This is a genomic window from Streptomyces sp. KR55 (genome assembly GCF_052245645.1).
GTDB classification, from domain to species: Bacteria; Actinomycetota; Actinomycetes; order Streptomycetales; family Streptomycetaceae; genus Streptomyces; species Streptomyces flavusporus.
The window spans coordinates 1-1,568 of the sequence record NZ_JBQQCE010000880.1 but is presented as its reverse complement, the minus strand read 5'-3'; the positions used below and the strand labels follow the sequence as shown (position 1 = coordinate 1,568).

1 protein-coding gene is annotated in these 1,568 nt (G+C 68.0%); it reads left to right on the top strand.

Annotated features, from left to right (window positions below; all coding sequences use genetic code 11):
- The first annotated feature begins 237 nt into the window (after positions 1-237).
- Positions 238-1,506, top strand: a complete 1,269-nt coding sequence (locus ACTWQJ_RS51200; RefSeq protein WP_443313170.1) for an IS110 family transposase — start codon at positions 238-240, stop codon at positions 1,504-1,506.
- Positions 1,507-1,568: the final 62 nt, after the last annotated feature.

The window sequence follows — 1,568 nt, the reverse complement described above, 5'->3', positions numbered from 1 at the left end:
CGTCTAGCCCCAGATATCCCTGCGGGGACGCCCGTTCCGGGCTGAAAATCGGGGTGGCTGCCCGCTGACGCCGGAGCTCTATGGTCGCTGAGGCCGTCGTCTAGCCGGGCGCTGGGGACCGCGCACCGGGAGCTTCAGTGTTGCCTCGAGCACGCGGATTAGAGTCCGCATGTCCCATGCGGTCCCTGCGGGCAGCCGCCTGCTGTTCACCCCCAAGAGCAGGGGAGGTGCCGGGTGCTGCAGGAGACTGAGGACCGCGAGGAGATCATCGAACGGGTCGCGGCACTGGATATCGGCAAGGCCCACCTGGTGTGCTGTGTCCGCATCCCGCACGAGGGTCGTCCAGGGCGGCGGATGCAGGAGGTGCAGACATACCCGACGATGACGCGTTCGCTGCTGGGCATGGCCGATCACCTCAGGTGCCTGGGGGTGACCCGGGTGGTCATGGAGGCCACCAGCGACTACTGGAAGCCCGCCTTCTACGTACTGGAGGCGGCCGGGTTCGAAACCTGGCTGGTCAACGCCCGCGATGTGAAACACCTGCCCGGGCGGCCCAAGACCGACAAGCTGGACGCGGTGTGGCTGTGCAAGGTCGCCGAACGCCAGATGATCCGCCCCAGCTTCGTGCCCCCACCTGAGATCCGCCGACTGCGGGACGTCACCCGGTACCGGACCGACCTGGTCGGGGTGCGCGGGGCGGAGAAGAACCGGGTGGAGAAGCTGCTGGAGGACGCCCAGATCAAGCTCAGCGTGGTTGCCTCCGACATCTTCGGCGTCTCCGGACGGGCCATGATGGCCGCCCTGCTCGCCGGGGAACGCGACCCGAAGGCGCTGGCCCAGATGGCCCGCTCCCGGATGCGCGGCAAGATCGCGGCTCTGGAGGAGGCGTTTACCGGGTACTTCACCGACCACCACGCGTTCTTACTGGGCAAGATGCTGGAGCGGATCGACGCCATCGACGCCGACATCGCCGAACTCGACACCCGGATCGAGGAGATGATCGCCCCTTTCGTCCAGGCCCTCGAACGGCTGGATGAGATCCCCGGGATCGGCCCGACCGCGGCCGCCGTCATCATCGCGGAGATCGGGCTGGACATGAGCCGGTTCCCCACCGCCGGCCACCTGGCTTCGTGGGCCAGATTCGCTCCGGGCGTGAAGGAATCGGCCGGCAAGAACAAAGGGCGGGGCACCACCGGCCACGGCAACCGCTACCTCGCCCGCGTGCTCGGCGAGGCTGCTGTGGGAGCCGCCCGCACCGACACCTTCCTCGGCGAGCGCTACCGCAGGATCGCCCGCCATCGCGGCAAGAAGAAGGCCATCGTCGCGGTCGGGCGTTCCATCCTGGTGATCGTCTGGCACCTGCTCAACGACCCCGATGCCCGCTTCCAGGACCTCGGCTCCGACTTCTACACCCGTCGCATCGATCCCGAACGCCGCAAACGCAGCCATGTCCATCAGCTCGAAGCGCTCGGTTACAAGGTCAGCCTCGAACCCGCCGCAGCCTGATCCCACACGATCCACACCCGACCTCGCTACCGCTCGGCCGGGTGCTGCCGCCTGCCCGCTGA